Here is a 15,895-nt window from a genome sequence, read left to right as displayed (position 1 = left end):
GACACGGGACACCTTCCGCACTCGCCGCTGCGGGCGCCGAGCCGCGCCCGGCACCAAGACGCCGAGCGGCGCCGACCCCGAATGAATGGGGAACGAGTCATGCAAAGGTATGTCACATCCGGTGAGCGCGACAACCCGCCTGGGTCAGCTGAGCGGTGATTCTGCGACATCCGTCCGTCACCGCCGCCGACAGCACATCGGTGAGCGACCACGACAGGGAGGGAATGGGGCGCTACCAGCGATAGTGTGCCTCGACCCGCGAGCCGCTGGCATCGATGCTGACCGACTCGCACAGTCCGCGCACCAGGGTCAGGCCGCGTCCCCAGGGACAAGCGGCATCCGGAGCGGTGAAGTGCTCGGTATCGAGGGCGAAGCCGGTGCCGCTGTCGGCAACCGAGACCACCACCTCACCACCGCCCTCGACCGGAGTGAAACCGACCTCGACCCGCACCCAGCCGTGACAGCCCTCGGCCAGCCGCGTGGCTCGCTCGCGGTAATACTGCTCGAAGCCATCGGCGGTCCGTTTCATCCGCGACGAGAGTCCCAGTACGCCGTGCTCGAGGGCATTGGCATAGAGTTCGGCGAACACCGTCTCGAGCGCGCCCTCCTGGGCCTCGAGCCCGTCGAGCAGCCCGAGCGGACCGAGCGCGGCGCGCAACGAGGGCGGATTGCCGATCTGGCCGTCGCGCAGCTCCAGCGACCAGCGCCAGCTGCCACTGCTGCCACGTACCAGCTGGCCGTTGGAGACCGGCACGGTGGCGGCATCGAGCGGACACTCGAGCAGGGCGATGTCGTCGAGCTGTTCGGTCTGCTCGCAGTGACGATCGAGCGCCTCGATCAACGCCGGCAGCAGCGACACCCCGGGTTGCCAGCCGTGCAGCAGCTCCATCAGGCCACGCTCGATGAACATCCGCCCCTCGCGATCGAGCGCCTCGAGCAACCCGTCGCTCATCAGCAGCAGACGATCGCCGGGTGAGAGCGCCACCCGGTGGTGCTGCTCGCGCATCGGGAACTCGGCCTGGATCCCCAGCGGCAAGGCGTGCGAGGGAAGTTCGACCAGGGCCTCGTGGGTGCGCAACCAGCCGCTCGGCATGCCGCCGTTCCACCAAAACAGGGTATCGCCTGTGGCCGAGATCGAGATCAGCACCGCGGCCATGAAGCGATCGGCCGGCAACACCTGGTGGAGCTTGCGGTTGATCGCGGCGAGCACCCGGGCGTCATCGGCGCCGCGGCGGGTCATGGTATGGAAGATATCGGCCACCGGCAGGGCGCCGAAGGCGGCGGCCAGACCATGACCGGTGAAGTCGCCGAGCAGGATGCGCAGCCCGCCGTCGGGCAGGCGCTGGGTGAGCACCAGGTCGCCGTTGAACAGTGCCGCCGGGCGTTGCAGCAGCGCCAGGCGTTCGACCTCGACGTTGCGGTTGCCGACGGCATAGCTCAGCACCCGCTCGGCGAGCGCCTGCTCCTCGTGCTCGCGCTCGAGCAGTTCGGCGAGGGCGAGCTTCTGCGCCGCCAGACGCCGGTGCAGATCACGCACCCGCTCCATCGCCCGGATCCGCGACTTGAGCACCCCGAGACTGAAGGGCTTGGAGAGGAAGTCGTCGCCGCCAGCGGCGATGCAGCTGGTCATCGACTCCTCGTCGCTCAAGGCGGTGAGGAAGATCACCGGCACGAAGTCCATCCCCGAGAGCTGCTTGATTCGCGTCGTCGTCTCCAGGCCGCTGAGCCTCGGCATCATCACGTCCATGAAGACGATGTCGGGACGCTCGTCGACGAACAGCTCGAGCGCCACCTCGCCACTGAGCGCCTCGAGCGTCCTGAAGCCCTCGCGCTGCAGCATCCGCGACAACAGACGGCAGTTGGCAAGCTCGTCATCGACGATCAGCGCGGTACCGCGCTGCTCTCGTGGGCTGTCACCGACCGCGCCGGTGGTGGACACATCCATCGCTGCTGCCCCCGGCCCCTCAGTCGAAGGCGAACAGACGATCGAAGTTGGCGATCTTGAGCACTCGCATCACATCGCCCTGGGCGTTGATGATGCGGACCTGGGCACGCTCGCCGCCGGCGTGCTCGCGCAGCAGCAGCAACATCCCCAGTGCCGAGCTGTCGAGATAGCTCGCATCGCCCAGATCGACCACGAAGCGCATGGTGGTCGGCGAGAGATCGCGATAGGCATCGCGAAAGATCTTGTGCAGCGAGAAGTCGAAACGACCCTCGATGCTGATGGTGACCTCGGAGTGGGTTTCATCGACTTGGCGTTTGACAGACATGAGCTTTAGAGCACCTGGGTTGACCGCTGGCGCGCACCGGGCGGTGCCTCCAGCATGAGTGGGAAGGCGGCGCAACGACGGTCAATGTGAGCGCTCCCCCGGCGCCCTCCCCCGTGCGGCCTTGAGCAGCGCGTCGGCGATCGCGTGCAGCGGCAGCACCGCGCTCGCCGCGCCACGCTTGACCGCCTCGCCGGGCATGCCCCAGACCACGCTGGAGGCCTCATCCTGCGCGACAGTATAGACACCGAGCTCGTGCAACCGCTTGAGACCGGCGGCGCCATCGGCGCCCATGCCGGTGAGCAGCGCGGCGCAGGCATTGGTGCCGGCGGCGCGGGCGACCGAGTCGAACAGCACATCGACACTCGGGCGATGGAGGTTGACCGGCGGCTGATCGTTGATCCGGCAGACATAGCGCGCGCCATCGCGGGCGAGCTGCAGGTGGCGATCGCCAGGGGCGATATAGACGTGTCCCGGCATCATCCGATCGCCCTCGGCGGCCTCCTTGACCACCAACCCGGTCTGGCGATTCATCCGCTCGGCGAAGGCGGCGCTGAAGCCGGGCGGAATGTGCTGGACGATGGCAATCCCCGGCGCATCCGGGGGCAACCGCATCAGCACCTCGTGGATCGCCTCGGTGCCGCCGGTCGAGGCGCCGATCGCGATGATCCGGTCGGTGGTGCGGTAATGGCGCAGCACCGGCGGCCGCGGCGGCGCGGCCGCCCCCGTCGCGCCCGGCCCGGGCCGGGCGCGCACGCGCACCCGGGCGGCCACCCGGATCTTGGCGATCAGCTCGTCGGCATAGTTCTGCAGCCGCCCGCTCAGATCGAGCGCGGGCTTGCACACGAAGTCGACGGCGCCGAGCTCGAGCGCCTGGAGGGTGACCTCGGCGCCGCGCTCGGTCAGCGACGAGACCATCACCACCGGCATCGGGTGCAACCGCATGAGATTGCGCAGGAAGGTCAGGCCGTCCATGCGCGGCATCTCGACATCGAGCGTCAGCACATCGGGATCGAGCGCCTTGATGCGCTCGCGCGCGACATAGGGGTCCTGCGCGGTCCCCACCACATCGATGTCGGGGGCGGCCTCGAGCAGCTCGGAGAGCAGCTTGCGCACCAGCGCCGAATCATCGATTACCAGGACACGAATCGGTCTACCCACGAAGAAGCTCCCGTCTCAGCGTTCAGAACAGCTCGATCTCGCCTTCATCCATCGACTGCTGGGTGACCGAGCGATGCGCGGTCTGCTCGAGCTCGCCACGCAGCTGCTCGAGCCGCACGCGCGCCGCGGCCAGCTCGTCCCCGGAACTCGAGGGTTCGATCAGCGGCAACTGGCGCAGCTCGGCGGCGAAACGCTCCATGAAGTCGATGCGCACCTGGGCGCGCATCATCACCTGATGAGCGATGTCCTGGAACTGCAGCAGTCGCACCGCATCGGCGACACTGACCTGGATGCGATCGACGATCGCGGTGAGCTGCTCGAGCCCGGCGGAGACGTTCTGGTTCAGCAGCTGCACCTGCTCGATCATGTCGTCCATCGCGCCCTTGGCGGTGATCGAGGCGTTCATGTCCTGCGAGGCCATGCGCGCGACGATGGCATGGGTATCGGCGAAGAACCCCTGGGTCTGCTCGACCTGACCACGGATCTGCTCGGTGAAGGCCGCCGAATCCATCGACAGCTTGCGCACCTCCTGCGCCACCACCGAGAAGCCGCGCCCGGACTCGCCGGCGCGGGCCGCCTCGATCGCCGCGTTGAGCGCCAGCAGATTGGTCTGACGGGCGATCTTGGTGGCGCCGTCGAGTCCGGTGAAGATGCCGTCGATCTGCGCCGAGAGATCCTCGATCTGGTGGACCACCTGGACGCTGTGCTTGCCCATGTCGATCAGCCGGGCGACGTTCTCCTCGAGCAGCCTGCTGTTCTCCTCGAGAAAGACGTTCATGTCGATGTGCGCCACCTCGCCGGCGGCATCGTCCTCGCCGCCGGACATCCCCTGCACCAGACGCATCACCAGATCCTGCTGGGTCTTGGAGGTATCCGAGAGCCCCTGGAAACTCGCCTGCAGATCGCTCGACGCCTGCTCGACCAGCCCATCGACCTGACCGATGAGCTCGCGCAGCTCGGCCATCTCGGGGACGATCAGCGCATCGATCTCGCGCACCAGCTCCCACAGCTCGCGATCGGCCCGGGCATGCTCCGGCGTCGACTCCTGCCGCGCGGGCGGCTGCCCGGGACGCAGCGTCCACCACAGCGTACCGGCCCACCCCAGCGCCAGGAGCAGCGTGCCCAGCCAGGGCGGGATCAATCCCGGCAGCAGCACCTGTTGCAGCAGCACGACCAGGCCGAGCGCGAGCGGTGGCCAATACGGCTTCAACTTCGACATATCTCCTCCATGCTTGGCCGATGCCCGCTGTCGACGTCTCACGGCGGCCGGATCGAGGGCGCGACGACAGGCGTCGTCGCGCCGGGTTTCAGGAAAACAGCTCCACTTCACCCTCCACCTTGGATTGACGCAGCCGCTGCCGGTAGGTCAGTTCGCGCTCGATGATGGTGTCGTTGTGCAGGCTGCGCAGCCGCTTGACCAAGACCTTGCCGGAGGAGGGAAAGAAATAGATCTTGCGTGGATAGTTGCCGAGCAGGTCGCGTGCGACCAAGGGTATCCCTTCGGTATCGAGATAGTCGATCACGAAGTCCGCGTTGCGCTCCCCGACCATATTGCTCTTGAACCCCGGCAACACGTTGCCCCCCCCGAAGACCTTGGCCTCGAGGTTGTGGCGCCGCGCGCCGAGCTTCAGCAGTTGGTTGATGAGCATCTCCATCGCATAGTCCCCGTAGCGCATCGAGCGCCCGAAACGCTCATCCTCCTCGCGCTTGTCATCGGGCAGCATGAAGTGATTGATCCCGCCGATCCCGCTGGCCCGGTCGCGCACGCAGGCGCCGACACAGGAGCCGAGCACGGTCACCATCAACAGGTCACGATTGGAGACATAGTACTCGCCCGGCAGAATCTTGACGGCATCCATGTCGAAATGCCGGTCGTAGTAGAGATTGGGGGCGAGGACCTCCTCGAAACCGCCATTCATGCTCACCTCGTACGTCCTGATGGTCGCGCAACGGGGATGCACACGGTCTGCCCCCGGGGGCGAAACAGATCAGCCGCGTGCAGCAAGCTCTCCGAGTGACCGACGAACAGCAACCCCTGCGGGTAGAGCAGCGGGTGGAGTCGCTGCATCAGTCGATATTGGGTCGGCTTGTCGAAATAAATCAGCACATTTCGACAGAACACCGCCGCGAAGGGGCCCTGCATCGGCCATTGGGTCTGGAGCAGATTGAACGGCCTGAAGCGCACCAGCGCGCGAACCGCCGGATTCACCCGCACCATCCCGGCGTTGGTGCCGCGCCCGCGCAGGAAGAAGCGTCTCACCAGATCGCGCGGCAGTCGCTCGACCCGCTCGGCCGAGTAAACCCCGGCCTGCGCCTGCTCGAGCACATTGGTGTCGAGATCGGTGGCGAGGATGCGCACCGGGGGCGACCAGCTGCCGAAGGTGTCGATCATGGTCATCGCCATCGAGTAGGGCTCCTCGCCGGTGGAGCAGGCCGCCGACCACAGCTTCAGCGGGCGACGCGTCTGCGCGTGCAGCGTCTGGACATGCTCGGCGAGGATCGGGAAGTGATGCGACTCGCGAAAGAACGAGGTGAGATTGGTGGTCAGCGAATTGACGAAGTGTTGCCACTCCTCGGCATCGCTCACCAGGCGCTCGAGATAGTCCTCGAACGAGCGCAGCCCGGTGGCCCGCAGGCGCCGGGTAATCCGGCTGTAGACCATGTCGGCCTTGCCGGCGTGCAGCGAGATGCCGGCATAGGTGTAGATCAGCTTCCGAATCCGCTCGAAATCATGACTGGTGAAGGGGAACTCGCGCTCGTGCATCGTCTGCGCTCACCGGCAGGCCGCGCCACGGCGCGGTCCCGTCCTTAGGACCACTCGTACCGCCAGCGCGGATGCGCCGGCGGCCCCGGGCGAACGACCCGGTCGCCGGGCGCGGCAAATGCCGCGCGACGACCTCGGGACGGACTCAGAACTCCTCCCAGTCGCCGTCGTCACCGGCAGGCGGCGCGACCATCTTCTTCTGCTTGGTCGGCGCAAGCGGGCGCTTGGCCGCCGGCCGCGCGCTCGGGACGGTGGCGACAGTACGCGGCGCCATGCCCTGCGCGACCAGCCCCTGATCGACCTTGAACACCGAGACCACCTTGGCCAGGGCACGGGCCTGCTCCTCGAGCGACTCGGCCGCGGCCGCGGCCTCCTCGACCAGCGCGGCGTTCTGCTGGGTGACGTCGTCCATCTGGGTGACCGCCTGATTGATCTGCTCGATGCCGGTCGACTGCTCGTCGGAGGCGGCGGAGATCTCGGCCATGATGTCGGTGACGCGCTTGATCGAGGTGACGATCTCATCCATGCGCTCGCCGGCCTCGTTGACCTGGGCGGTACCCGAGTCGACCTTCTCGACGCTGTCGGTGATCAGGGTCTTGATCTCCTTGGCGGCGTTGGCCGAGCGCTGGGCGAGGTTGCGCACCTCGGCGGCGACCACCGCGAAGCCGCGGCCCTGCTCGCCGGCGCGGGCGGCCTCGACCGCGGCATTGAGCGCGAGGATATTGGTCTGGAAGGCGATGCCGTCGATCACCCCGATGATGTCGGCGATCTTCTTGCTGGCCTCGGAGATCGCCGCCATGGTCTCGACCGAGGCCTGCACCACGGCGCCGCCCTTGACCGCGACCTCGGAGGAGGTCACCGAGAGCTGGTTGGCCTGACGGGCGTTGTCGGCATTCTGCTTGACCGTGCTGGTGAGCTCCTCCATCGAGCTGGCGGTCTCCTCCAGCGAGCTGGCCTGCTCCTCGGTGCGCTGGCTGAGGTCCTGGTTGCCGGTGGCGATCTCGTTGGAGGCGGTGCTGATGGTGTCGACCGACTCCTTGATGCGCAGCACCAGCTGCTGCAGATTGGCCACCGTGGTGTTGACCCCGTCCTTGGTCTCGCCGAACAGCCCGGGATAGTCCTTGTTGATGCTCTGGGTCAGATCACCCTCGGCGAGCGCCTTGGAGACCCGCATCACGTCCTTGAGCCCGACCTCGGTGGTGTCGGAGAGCTGATTGAGCATCTGCCCGATCTCACGCGCGAAGCCCTGCTTGGAGGAGAGGTCGAGGCGCACGCTGAAGTCGCCCTGGGTGGCCGCATCGACGATGCTGCGGATCTCGTTGACGACATTGGTCATCGAGGTCACCGAGCCGTTGACCCCGGCCTTGGTGCGACCGAACAGTCCCGGATAGTCGCGGGTGATCGACTGCGACAGATCGCCGGCGGCAAGCGCATCGGCCACTCGGGTAATGTCGTTGAGACCGGTCTCGGTGGTATCGGAGAGCTGGTTGATGTTGACGCCGACGTCCTTGCCGAAGCCCTGCTTGTCGGTGAGATCGATCCGCTTGGAGAAGTCACCCATGGCGGCCGCCTCGACCACCTGGGCGATCTCGCCGACCAGGCTCTTCAGCGTCTCCTGCATACGCTGCAGCGAGTACAGCAAGCTGCTGTTGTCATCGGGCTTGGTATGGATGGTCTGGGAGAGATCGCCGGCGGCGATCACCCGAACCATGGAGGCGGCGTAGTCGGGCTCGCCGCCGAGCTGGCGCATCAGCCCGCGCACGATCCAGAAGCCGACGGCAATGCCCACCACCAGCGCGATCACGCACAGCAGCAGCACCTGGGTGGTGGCCGAGTCGACGTTCTGCTGCGCATCCTCGCCGGCCGCGCGCATCAGATCGGTCTGGAAGGTGATCAGCGCCGCGATCGCGTGCAGATAGTCCTCCTGGGCGTCCTCGACCTCGGTCTCGAGCAGCGCCTTGGCCGCCTCGCGCTGACCGTCGCGCAGCAGCCCCATCAGTCGCGACTGGGCGTCGAGATAGGCCGCGCGGGTCTCGCGAGTCGCCTCCAGGCGACGCACCCCTTCCTGTGACGTGATCGTCGACTCGAGCTGATCGAGGTTCTTGGTGATCTCGCGCCCGCGCTGCTCGATCGCATCCATCTCGCGCTGCATCTTCAGCCGATCGTTGTCGATCAGGATGTTGCGTACCGAGCGGGCCACCGCATTGACACTATCGATGACGTTGTTGGCATAGACCGTTTTCGGGAACAGGTCCTGGGTGATGGTGTCGATGTTGCGATTGATGCCGTAGATCTTGCTGATGCCAATGAACCCGACCACACCCAGCAGCACCAGCACGATGCCGAAACCCAAGCCCAAGCGTGTCGCGACCTTCAAATTCCCCATGTCGGCTCTCCCGTCATGCTCTCGATTACCGACGCCACCGCGCACGCGGCGACGCGCTCACTCGGCACTCGCGCGTGCCTGATCGACCAGCCCCATCTCCTCGCTGTTCATCAGCCGCTCGATGTTGACCATGATCACCATGCGCTCCTCGAGCGTGGCCAGACCATCGATATAGGCGGTATCGAGCACGGCCCCGAACTCGGGCGCCGAACGGATCTGCTCGTGGTGCAGCGCGATGACGTCGGAGACGCCGTCGACGACCATGCCGACCACGCGCCCGGTGATGTTGAGGATGATCACCACGGTGAACTGGTTGTACTCGACCTCGCCGAGTTCGAACTTCAGGCGCATGTCGATGATCGGCACGATCACCCCGCGCATGTTGATCACGCCCTTGATGAAGTGCGGCGAGTTGGCGATCTTGGTGACGGTGTCGTAGCCGCGGATCTCCTGCACGTTGAGGATATCGATGCCATATTCCTCGTCGCCCAGGGTAAAGGTGAGATACTCGCGCGAGTCCTCGCTGTTGACGGTCGTCGAATCCTGAGAGTCTTCGTTCATCGGTTCCTCCACGGGACCCTACTCCTCCGATGCGGTGTGGATGATGGTCAGGGCGTCTTGCGACTGAGCCGGACCAGGGCGTCGACGTCGAGAATCATGGCGACCCGCCCATCGCCCATGATGGTCGCCCCGGAGATCCCCTCGACCTTGCGATAGTTGGTCTCCAGGCTCTTGATCACGACCTGGTGCTGGGCGAGCAGCTCGTCGACCTGCAGCGCGGCGCGCCCCTCGTTGGACTCGATGATCACCAGGATGGTCTCCTCGGCGGCGACCTGCTGACGGCTCAGTCCGAAGATCTGGTGCAGGGCGACGAGCGGTAGATATTCCTCGCCGACGTGCACCACCTTGCCCTTTCCGGCCAGGGTCTTGCATTGTCCCGCCTGCGGCCGGATCGACTCGCGGATCACCGTCAGCGGGAGGATGAAGGTCTCGTTGCAGACCCGCACCGACATGCCATCGAGGATCGCCAGGGTCAGCGGCAGGCGGATGGTGATGCGCGTGCCGCGCCCCGGCTCGGAGTCGATCTCGACGCGACCGTTCATCGCCTCGATGTTACGGCGCACCACATCCATCCCGACACCGCGCCCGGAGATGTCGGTGACCGCCTTCGCCGTCGAGAACCCGGGGGCGAAGATCAGCTGCCAGACCTCCTTGTCGGTGGGGTTGTCGGGGAGCGCCACGCCACGTTCGGCGGCCTTGGCGAGCAGTCGCTCGCGATCGAGCCCGGCGCCGTCGTCGCTGACCTCGACGACCACATTGCCGCCGCGATGACTGGCCGCGAGCACGATCTCGCCGGTCTCGGGCTTGCCCTGCTCGATGCGCTGCTGGGCGGTCTCGATGCCGTGATCGATGCTGTTGCGAACCAGGTGGTTGAGGGGGTCGGCAAGACGCTCGATCAGCCCCTTGTCGAGCTCGGTGTCCTCGCCGATGAGCTTCAGCGTGACCTTCTTCCCGAGTGCCGAGGCGGTGTCGCGCACCACCCGGGGGAAGCGATTGAAGACGAAGCTGATCGGCATCATGCGGATCGACATCACCGCCTGCTGCAGGTCGCGCGAGTTGCGCTCGAGGTTGGCCAGACCGTCGAAGATCCGTTCCTGGGCGACCGGATCGAGCGCGGTGGCCGACTCGGCGAGCATCGCGTGGGTGATGACCAGCTCGCCGACCAGGTTGATCAGCTGGTCGACCTTCTCGACGCTGACCCGGATCGAGGACTCGCCCTGGGGCTGGCGGCCCGGGGCCGGTTGCGGCTGGCGACGGCCACCCGCCGGTGGCCTGCTCCCCGCCCCACCCTCGGCCGCGGGCGGTGAGCGGGGCGTGGCGGGTTCCTCGACGGGGGGGGCGGCCTCGGGGGCGCCGGGCGCGGTCTCGAAGAAGCCGAACCCCTGTTGCTGCTCGTCGCGCTCGCGCTCGGCGGTCTCGGCGACCTGATCCATGCCCGGGCTGCCGCCGAACAGACCGAAACCGTCGAGCTCCTGATTGGCGCCGCGATCGCTGCCCGGCGCCCCCTCGAAGAACCCGAAGCCATCCTCCTCCTCGCCCCCGCCGGTCTGCTCCTCGCGGGTGATCTCGACCTCCTCGGGATCGCAGAGAAAATCGAAGATCTCGACGATGGCCTCACGCTCGACCTCGGTGCACAATCGCCAGGCCAGGCGATCGGACGGGACGTCGGCGGAGACATTGCGCTCGAGTTCGCCGAGTTCGGCGAGCGCCGCGGCCAGCCCGGCCTCGCGCTCATCTCCACTCGCGCCGAGCAGGTCGGCGGCAAACACCAGGCGCCAGCAGGCGCACGGATCAGCGGGGCCAGCGGGCGGCTCGGGGACGGTCTCGAGCGCGCCGCCCTGGGACAGCTGCTCGAGCCGGGCGCAGACCTCGGCGATCTGCGGATCCTCGAATTCCTCGCCACGCTGATGGGCGGCGAGCTGGGCCTTGAGCAGGTCCCCGGCCTGGAGGGTGGCGTCGATCATCTCCACCGTCGGCGCCAGCTCGTGCTTGCGCAGACGGTCGAGCAGGGTCTCGAGGATGTGCGTCACCCGGGCGACGTCGTGAAAGCCGAAGGTGCCCGCCCCGCCCTTGATCGAGTGGGCGGCCCGGAAGATGGCATTGAGCACCTCCGGATCGGGGGCCTCGATATCCAGCTCCAGCAGCAAGGTCTCCATCTCGGCCAGATGCTCGCCGGCCTCGTCGAAGAAGACCTGATAGAAACGGGTCATATCGATGGTCATGTCCGCCCCTTAATCCTTGTCGCCCGGGAGACGTGTCAGCCGATCACCTTGCGCACGACCTCCAGAAGCTTCTTCGGGTCGAAGGGCTTGACCAGCCAGCCGGTCGCACCAGCGGCCCGCCCCTGGCTCTTCATCGCATCGCCCGATTCGGTGGTCAGCATCAGGATCGGGACCGATCGATAGTTCGGCAAGGCACGCAGCTGCTTGATCAGTGTCACCCCGTCCATCCGCGGCATGTTCTGATCGGTGAAGATCAGGTCGAAGCGACTCGCGCGCGCCTTGTCGAGACCGTCTTGGCCATCGACCGCCTCGGTCACACTGTAGCCGGCCTCCTTGAGGGTGAAGGAGACCATCTGGCGGATGGAGGCGGAATCGTCCACGGTGAGAATCGTCTTAGCCATCGAGAGAATATTCCAATTCGATTGTCTCTGTGTCCCCCATCTGGGGACACGTCATACGTACAAAAGCACGCAACAACCTCTCGTCGGAATCCCGTCGCGCACGCGACGCGCCCGAGCTCAAGCCGGAACCTTGCGATGTGCTGGGTCGGCGCCCGGCATCATCTCGTGGATGCCGGACGGATGGACACCTCCGTGTGTCGAGGACAGGATCAAAGGGGACGCTCCTGCCAAGAGCCAAGGGACTGCGGGATACGCCGACGCCGGCGGCGAGCAGCGGATAGGATGAAACGAAAGGGACCCTTGAGTCGGGCCTGAGGGCGACATGGCACATGATGAAGGACGGTCTGTTCGTCAGGGCTCCTTGTTTCGCGGCACGTGCGCCAGCGCGGCGCTAACGGCCAATCCGCCTCTTTTGAAAAGAGGACCGGATCGAACACGGCGACTCGACTCAGGTCGTTCCCGTGTCCGGCGACGAATGACCGCATCCACATTCGCGCCTCCATAGTATAGTCATCACGGACGCAAGACCACCGTTCAGCCGTACCCTCTCGAACCATGACCCACAGTACCCGGCTCCTCCCTCTCGTCACGACCCTGGCCCTGACCTCGCCACTCCAGGCCCAACCGCCGCAACCCGCCGAGATCCCCGACGCCGCCGGGATCTGCCTGCCCAACCGGGCGCAGACCACGCCATCGGCCGATTTCACCCCGATCGAGGACGGCCAGGCGGTGCGCCATCAGCCCACCGGGCTCGACTGGCAGCGCTGCGCGCTCGGCCAGCGCTGGGACGGGCGCGACTGCGTCGGTCGGCCCGGCAGCTGGTCGTGGCGCGCGGCCGAGGCGCTGGCCGCCCGACGCGACGACGGCTGGCGCCTGCCGCGCGCCGATGAGCTCACCACCATCGTCGAGCGCTGTCACCCCGGACCGGCGGTCAACCCGCAGGTCTTCCCCAACACCCCGGGGATCATCTTCTGGACCAGTTCGGGGGACACCGGCGGGCTCGACCGCGCCTGGGCGGTGAGCTTCTTCGCCGGCAGCCGTTATCGCATGAGCAAGGAGCAGGAAGGCGCGATCCGGCTGGTGCGCGAGACCCCGGACGGGGCCGCCGCGCCCTGAGCCGGATCGGTGACTACAGACTGAAGCGCTTGACCAGCGCCTCCAGGCGCTGAGCGCGCTCGACCAGGGTGGCGTTGACCTGCTGACCGTGCTCCATCGCCTGGGTACTCTCCTCGGCGAGTTGGTGGATCCGCGCCATGCTCGCGCTGATGCTCTCGGTCACCTCGCGCTGCTCACGCGTGGCCGCGGCGATCTGCAGCCCCATCTCGTTGACCCCACCGACACCGGAGCGGATCTCCTCGAGCGCCACGCCGGCGCGGCCGGCCAGGGTGGCGCAGTCCTGGGCCTGGCCATTGCTGTGCTGGATCGCCTCGGCGACCTGGTGGGCGGCGCGCTGCAGCTCCTCGACGATGGCCGCGATCTCGCGGGTCGACTCCTGGGTGCGGTTGGAGAGGTTGCGGACCTCGTCGGCGACCACCGCAAAACCGCGCCCGGCCTCGCCGGCACGCGCCGCCTCGATCGCGGCGTTGAGCGCGAGCAGATTGGTCTGCTCGGCGATCGCCGCGATCGCCTCGATCACCTGCCCGATCCCGGCGCTACCGCGCTCGAGACGTTCGACCACCGGCTGCATCTCATGCATCTGCGTGGCCAGTTGGTCGATCGCGGCGGTGGTGCGGCGCACCTCCTCGCCGCCCTCGGCGGTGTGGCGTTCGGCGGCCTCGGCCGCGGCGCGGGTATCATCGGCATGCTGCGAGACCGAGCGCGCCGAGGCGGCCATCTCGGTGCTCGCCGAGGCGACATGATCGGTCTCCTGCTGCTGCTCGCGCGCCAGCGCGATGGTCTGATCACCGGCGGCGAGCAACTGCTGCGCCGATTCGTCGAGCTCGGTGGCGGTCCCTGCCACCTCCTGAATGATCCGGTGCAGCGTCTCGGTGTGGCGGTTGAGCGCGCCGAACAGGGTACCGATCTCGTCATCGCTGGTGATGTCGAGACGCAACGTCAGGTCTGCCTCCATCAGCGCGAGCTGATCGACGGCGCCCTTGATCGGACGCGCGACATAGCGCTGCACCGCCCAGGTGATGGCCCCGGCCAGCCCGAGCAGCAGCACCAGCAACATACCGTTGAGCAACCAGGCCAAGAGGGTGGTGCTCGCCACCCGCTGCTCGAGTCGCGTCCGCGGCTCGCCGATCAGGTGCACCCCGATACGGGTGCCGTTGGCATCGAGCACCGGCGTGGCGACCACGAACCAGTCCGGGGTGACCCATTCGGACTGATGCGGCAGGAGGCCATCGGCATCGATCAGGCTGCGCGCAAAGCCCAGTGCCTCGGCATTGAACCAGCGATCGTTGGCCAGCACCCAGTCGCCCACCGCGGTATTGCTGCGCAGCGCGGGCAAGGCGCGGGCACGATCGGCATCGATCAGCAGGACATACTGCAGCGCATCGGCCTGGAAGTTGCGGCTGACGCTGCCGACACCCTGGATCATCTCCAGACTGCCCAGATAGCGCTCGTCGTCGAACACCGGTGCGAAGGCATGGATGTTGACGCCGAGCTCACCGACCTCGAGCCCGGCCCACGGCTTGCGATCGGCGAGCGCGCGCACCGCCGCCGGCGCGTCCGTACCCTTCGGGGTCCAGCTGCGCGCCAGCACCCGCCCCTGGGGATCACGCAGGTTGAAACGCAGGTTGTGATACTTGGTCTCGGCGCGATAGAGCGCCGAGATCCGCGCGAGCCCGTCTGTACCCAGCGACGGATCGCTCAGGATGGCGGCAACCCGAGGATCCTGGGCCAGGGCGAACACCGCCCCCACCCCGAAATCCTGCTTGGCGCGCAACCGCTCGTCGAGCACCAGCCGCAGGGTTTCGGCACGCTCGGCCACCACGCCGTCGGTCAAGCGCTGCTTGACCCACTGCAGCGAGCCGAAGCCGATGACCAGGAACAGGGTGCCGGACAGGGCGATGATCAGGAGTAGACGTTTCTTCAGCGAGAGGGATCGGAACATCACAGGGACCTAGGAAGGGGATGGAGACTCTCGAAGACGGGTGGTCACGGGGCAACAGCGCACCACGCCGCCATACCGGACAGCGGATGCCATCTGATCGATGGCACGGAGGTCCACAAGTACGCAGCAATGCCGCGCATGGTCTCAACGCCATACACAGAGCACCCGCGCATGGGGGTGACGGCAGTGCCTGGACCTGACTGGGGGAGTCTGGAGGGGACGCGACCGATATGGGCGAGGGGGTACGACACAGCGCAATACCACATGCCTGCCGGATGTACATCGAGCAGATCGCGGCGGTCACGGGCAGACCGAGTGCACGCCGCCGTCATCCTTTATGCTCTACCGGCGCATCGTCCTTGTCGAGCAGGGGTGACGGCCTCAGTCCAGGCTATCTTAGCGACCACCGGACAGGGGCGGCAAGCGCGGTCCCACCATGGGCGCCGACATCGCCCGCCGCGTATGGCGGGCGATGTCGCGCCGGATGATGAACCCAGCTCACCAGGGGCGGTACTCGAGCCCCGGAATGGCCGCGCGGTCGAAGACCTGCGGCAGGCACTGCATCAGCTCCTCGAGCTCCTCGAGCGCCATGTGGCGGCCGTAGGAGGCCTTGGCGGCATCGATCGGCAGCTCGACCCAGTAACGCGATGCGGCGGGCTCGAAGAGGATCTGCAGCACGTTCTCGTCGGTATCGATGATCCCCAGATAGTCGTCCTCACTCTGCAGTCGCGGTAGCAGCTGCTCGCGAATCGCCCGCGCGCTCATCTCCACCGCGCTGGCCGAGGAGACGGCCTCACCCGCCCGTTCGAACAGATAAAAGACTCGGTAGTGCATGGTCGACAGTCATCGCTCCAGTGTGAACGCCGCGGATGACATATCCATCCCGCGGCCAGATGTTTCCATACGGCACCGCCACGGCCGGGACCATTGACGAAGCCATGCTATGATCCCGCACGCAGACGATCTCCCCCGGTGGCGGCCAACGGCGATCCACTGGCCATCACCGGGATGCTGATCGATTCCCGAGACGGAATCAATCGGACGCTCGCCGCCGCGTACCCGCTCGCTGGGCGCG

At 66.8% G+C, this 15,895-nt stretch carries 13 protein-coding genes; 1 reads left to right on the top strand and 12 read right to left on the bottom strand.

Annotated elements, in window-relative coordinates; all coding sequences use genetic code 11:
- Positions 1 to 232: 232 nt before the first annotated feature.
- From EDC29_RS11905 to EDC29_RS11860, 10 genes are all read right to left on the bottom strand, one after another.
- Positions 233 to 1,945, bottom strand: coding sequence for a fused response regulator/phosphatase (locus EDC29_RS11905; RefSeq protein ID WP_132230012.1), 1,713 nt, complete (start codon positions 1,943 to 1,945; stop codon positions 233 to 235).
- A gap of 19 nt (positions 1,946 to 1,964) precedes the next feature.
- The gene (locus EDC29_RS11900; RefSeq protein WP_123143157.1) at positions 1,965 to 2,270 is read right to left on the bottom strand and encodes an STAS domain-containing protein; all 306 of its coding nucleotides are present in this window, start codon (positions 2,268 to 2,270) and stop codon (positions 1,965 to 1,967) included.
- 81 nt (positions 2,271 to 2,351) lie between these two features.
- On the bottom strand, positions 2,352 to 3,428 hold the full coding sequence (locus tag EDC29_RS11895) for a protein-glutamate methylesterase/protein-glutamine glutaminase (RefSeq protein ID WP_132230011.1): 1,077 nt from the start codon (positions 3,426 to 3,428) through the stop codon (positions 2,352 to 2,354).
- Positions 3,429 to 3,450: 22 nt separating this feature from the next.
- Entirely contained in the window at positions 3,451 to 4,647 is a 1,197-nt protein-coding gene (locus tag EDC29_RS11890; RefSeq protein WP_132230010.1) for a methyl-accepting chemotaxis protein, read from the bottom strand.
- Positions 4,648 to 4,735: 88 nt separating this feature from the next.
- The gene (cheD, locus tag EDC29_RS11885; protein ID WP_123141044.1) at positions 4,736 to 5,347 is read right to left on the bottom strand and encodes a chemoreceptor glutamine deamidase CheD; all 612 of its coding nucleotides are present in this window, start codon (positions 5,345 to 5,347) and stop codon (positions 4,736 to 4,738) included.
- A gap of 2 nt (positions 5,348 to 5,349) precedes the next feature.
- Entirely contained in the window at positions 5,350 to 6,192 is an 843-nt protein-coding gene (locus EDC29_RS11880) for a CheR family methyltransferase (RefSeq protein WP_123142808.1), read from the bottom strand.
- Positions 6,193 to 6,337: 145 nt separating this feature from the next.
- Positions 6,338 to 8,578 carry a methyl-accepting chemotaxis protein gene (locus EDC29_RS11875; protein ID WP_123141046.1) on the bottom strand — a complete coding sequence of 747 codons (2,241 nt, stop codon included), beginning with the start codon at positions 8,576 to 8,578 and terminating at the stop codon, positions 6,338 to 6,340.
- Positions 8,579 to 8,635: 57 nt separating this feature from the next.
- Positions 8,636 to 9,139 (bottom strand): chemotaxis protein CheW, encoded by a 504-nt coding sequence (locus EDC29_RS11870; RefSeq protein ID WP_123141047.1) that lies wholly within the window; start codon positions 9,137 to 9,139, stop codon positions 8,636 to 8,638.
- A gap of 47 nt (positions 9,140 to 9,186) precedes the next feature.
- Positions 9,187 to 11,361, bottom strand: coding sequence for a chemotaxis protein CheW (locus EDC29_RS11865; RefSeq protein WP_132230009.1), 2,175 nt, complete (start codon positions 11,359 to 11,361; stop codon positions 9,187 to 9,189).
- 35 nt (positions 11,362 to 11,396) lie between these two features.
- Positions 11,397 to 11,762, bottom strand: coding sequence for a response regulator (locus EDC29_RS11860; RefSeq protein ID WP_062274831.1), 366 nt, complete (start codon positions 11,760 to 11,762; stop codon positions 11,397 to 11,399).
- Between the two features lie 555 nt (positions 11,763 to 12,317).
- Here EDC29_RS11860 and EDC29_RS11855 point away from each other — a divergent pair.
- Positions 12,318 to 12,878: an Lcl C-terminal domain-containing protein gene (locus tag EDC29_RS11855; protein WP_123141049.1), complete on the top strand. Its 561-nt coding sequence runs from the start codon at positions 12,318 to 12,320 to the stop codon at positions 12,876 to 12,878.
- 13 nt (positions 12,879 to 12,891) lie between these two features.
- Here the strand turns inward: EDC29_RS11855 and EDC29_RS11850 are convergent, their stop codons facing one another.
- Positions 12,892 to 14,820, bottom strand: a complete 1,929-nt coding sequence (locus tag EDC29_RS11850; protein WP_123142811.1) for a methyl-accepting chemotaxis protein — start codon at positions 14,818 to 14,820, stop codon at positions 12,892 to 12,894.
- Positions 14,821 to 15,318: 498 nt separating this feature from the next.
- The gene (locus EDC29_RS11845) at positions 15,319 to 15,654 is read right to left on the bottom strand and encodes a hypothetical protein (RefSeq protein ID WP_062274840.1); all 336 of its coding nucleotides are present in this window, start codon (positions 15,652 to 15,654) and stop codon (positions 15,319 to 15,321) included.
- Positions 15,655 to 15,895 lie beyond the last annotated feature (241 nt).

This window comes from Marichromatium gracile, from assembly GCF_004343155.1.
Lineage (GTDB): Bacteria > Pseudomonadota > Gammaproteobacteria > Chromatiales > Chromatiaceae > Marichromatium > Marichromatium gracile.
This window is presented reverse-complemented; position numbering and strand designations above follow the sequence as displayed.

Bases quoted from the DNA above. Each gene is read 5' to 3' on its own strand.
- EDC29_RS11905 (WP_132230012.1), bottom strand. From the start codon at position 1,945: ATGGATGTGTCCACCACCGGCGCGGTCGGTGACAGCCCACGAGAGCAG.
- EDC29_RS11900 (WP_123143157.1), bottom strand. From the start codon at position 2,270: ATGTCTGTCAAACGCCAAGTCGATGAAACCCACTCCGAGGTCACCATC.
- EDC29_RS11890 (WP_132230010.1), bottom strand. From the start codon at position 4,647: ATGTCGAAGTTGAAGCCGTATTGGCCACCGCTCGCGCTCGGCCTGGTC.
- cheD (WP_123141044.1), bottom strand. From the start codon at position 5,347: ATGAATGGCGGTTTCGAGGAGGTCCTCGCCCCCAATCTCTACTACGAC.
- EDC29_RS11880 (WP_123142808.1), bottom strand. From the start codon at position 6,192: ATGCACGAGCGCGAGTTCCCCTTCACCAGTCATGATTTCGAGCGGATT.
- EDC29_RS11875 (WP_123141046.1), bottom strand. From the start codon at position 8,578: ATGGGGAATTTGAAGGTCGCGACACGCTTGGGCTTGGGTTTCGGCATC.
- EDC29_RS11870 (WP_123141047.1), bottom strand. From the start codon at position 9,139: ATGAACGAAGACTCTCAGGATTCGACGACCGTCAACAGCGAGGACTCG.
- EDC29_RS11865 (WP_132230009.1), bottom strand. From the start codon at position 11,361: ATGACCATCGATATGACCCGTTTCTATCAGGTCTTCTTCGACGAGGCC.
- EDC29_RS11860 (WP_062274831.1), bottom strand. From the start codon at position 11,762: ATGGCTAAGACGATTCTCACCGTGGACGATTCCGCCTCCATCCGCCAG.
- EDC29_RS11855 (WP_123141049.1), top strand. From the start codon at position 12,318: ATGACCCACAGTACCCGGCTCCTCCCTCTCGTCACGACCCTGGCCCTG.
- EDC29_RS11850 (WP_123142811.1), bottom strand. From the start codon at position 14,820: ATGTTCCGATCCCTCTCGCTGAAGAAACGTCTACTCCTGATCATCGCC.
- EDC29_RS11845 (WP_062274840.1), bottom strand. From the start codon at position 15,654: ATGCACTACCGAGTCTTTTATCTGTTCGAACGGGCGGGTGAGGCCGTC.